Origin of the sequence: Sphingomonas sp. SAFR-052 (assembly GCF_051965015.1) — a bacterium.
Lineage (GTDB): Bacteria > Pseudomonadota > Alphaproteobacteria > Sphingomonadales > Sphingomonadaceae > Sphingomonas.
The window spans coordinates 1-2,002 of the sequence record NZ_JBQCMO010000034.1 but is presented as its reverse complement, the minus strand read 5'-3'; the positions used below and the strand labels follow the sequence as shown (position 1 = coordinate 2,002).

Sequence of the window (2,002 nt, the reverse complement as noted above, 5' to 3'; positions counted from 1 at the left end):
AGCGGCACATGGCCCGCCGCTGCCGGCAGATGCTGGATGACGCCCAGCCAAGTGGTCCAGGAACGGGTAGCAGCTCACAGATGCTGGATGACGGCCAACAGGGTGGTCCAAAAACGGGTAGCAGCTCATTCGGGGCCAGTCTCTGGTTGCAGCTGGATAAAAGACCGGGGTCACGTCACAGGCAGCGAGCTGTTTACCGACGGTGGCCTAGCGCAGATTTGACGAAGTGCTTCAGCCGGCTTGAGGTCGGCTGGCACCATCAAACCAGCCCGCGGAGTGCAACACCAATAGCAGCTGCGACCTTCTGGCCACCGCGTCACGCGATGACCGTGCCGGAAGGCCGACATGAACGAATGGCAGAAATCGGGAACGTGAAAACCGGCCGTGAATGACCGCAACTGGGTCAACGATGCCTGTACAAGCCATCGCAACAGGTCCCGCTTCGTCAGGCCTCCTTATCTGTCGAGCTTTCCGAAGCGCGGCCTCAAGGGACTGATCCGTGGCGCCAAAACCTTCAGGCGGGTCGGCTGGCGCGGAGGCTTTGGCGGTCGGCCGATCTTGTACGCCGCCTCGCCTGCCTCAGTGATGCGGTAGCCCATCTGCCGACCAACCGCCCCTTCGGGAACCTCCTCTATCCAGCCTTCGGCAAGCATTCTCGCGATGGTTCCTTCTCCGGCAGGATGAAGACCACCTCGACTTTCTACCAACCCTCCTGAAAGCGTGCGCAGGGCGTCGAACTCACGCTTAGTCAGGTCGCCTGTTGCAGCTTTTCTCTTCATTGACCCTGCTAGCTTGCCATCGGGAACTGACGCCGAAGCGGAACGAGGATGTCTTCGATCAAAGCGGTACGATCAAGGCCGAGCGCTGCTCGACGGATCGTAAGGGTGATCGGTGGGCGTTCCCTCATACCACCATGCCCCATCTGGACTGAATTAGGGTTCGACGCATGCTGGGCGCGCGTTCGCCATCCACGGTGTTCAACACCAGACAGGCGGACCATTACGATAAGGTTCGTTAGCCGTTGCGTGCGGTCGACGCGATCGATGACACCCGCTGCAAAGTCGAGCGCAGTACCGAGCCGCTCCTGCACCACCTCCTCGACGATGACCATGCCGCTCATTGCATCAAAGCCTCGCCCAAGAGGACGCGGTTCGTCCAGCGGCAGTCGCAGCGAAACTGAACCCTGCTCGGTAAGGCGAATGGATGCTCCACGCTCCTGACGCAAGACGAGATCAGAGCCGTCAAGTCCGCTGGCGGTGCCGAGCATCCGGTCGAACAGCCGACTATCGCCGTAGAGTGCAGACTGCTCTAGCTGTTCGGCGAGAACTGGCGCCTCGAGTTCCGCTGGCCGCAGGATGCGCTGGCGCGGGCCGCCGACCACAACGAGGTCGAGCATTGCCGATGTCACCTGGTTCTTATTTTCCGGCGCGAGCATGGCCGTGGCACGCACAGACATTTCGTGCTCGTCGACGGGAGCTGTGGCGTTCGCCAGGGTCACGTCGTGTAGCGCGCGTGTAACCCCGTCTTGCAAGTCGTCCACATCAACGAAGCCGCCGCGAAAGAGTCCGCCTTCCCAAGCCTGAACTTCGGCAATGAAAGCGGCCTGCTCTGGCCCGGGAGAAATGCCTTGCTGCACAAACGCAAGGACTGGCTTCGTTTCCCGCGCTTCGCGATATTCTTGGTGTGTTGCAGAAAGGGATGAGCCCGGAGGCACAAAACCGTAGTGCTCGCCAAGGATCAGGACGACAATGTCCGATCCGCGCAGCCCCTGAAGACAGGCGATCTGTGGAGAGCTTGGCTGGGCACCGAAGTCCTCGGCCATTACCGGTTCGTGGCGCAGGGTAATTACTGCGCGACGAGCTGCCGCGCGCTGGGGCTCAAAGTCTGAAATTAGCGAGCTGATGAAAATCCGCATGAACTGAGATTAGGTGTTTGATCCCACGGTTTGATGGTGCGATCCTTTCGTTCGAATGGAAGGAGGCCGTATGGGACAGGTACGTCA

General features: G+C 60.4%; 2 protein-coding genes. Both read right to left on the bottom strand.

Annotated elements, in window-relative coordinates; translation table 11 throughout:
• Nucleotides 1-455: 455 nt before the first annotated feature.
• Entirely contained in the window at nucleotides 456-779 is a 324-nt protein-coding gene (locus ACTHQV_RS19215) for a hypothetical protein (protein ID WP_440492321.1), read from the bottom strand.
• An 8-nt stretch (nucleotides 780-787) separates the two neighbouring features.
• Entirely contained in the window at nucleotides 788-1,915 is a 1,128-nt protein-coding gene (locus ACTHQV_RS19210; protein WP_440492320.1) for a DUF4062 domain-containing protein, read from the bottom strand.
• Nucleotides 1,916-2,002 lie beyond the last annotated feature (87 nt).

Excerpts from the sequence above, each read along its gene's own strand:
- ACTHQV_RS19210 (WP_440492320.1), bottom strand. The coding sequence starts at position 1,915 with ATGCGGATTTTCATCAGCTCGCTAATTTCAGACTTTGAGCCCCAGCGC.
- ACTHQV_RS19215 (WP_440492321.1), bottom strand. The coding sequence starts at position 779 with ATGAAGAGAAAAGCTGCAACAGGCGACCTGACTAAGCGTGAGTTCGAC.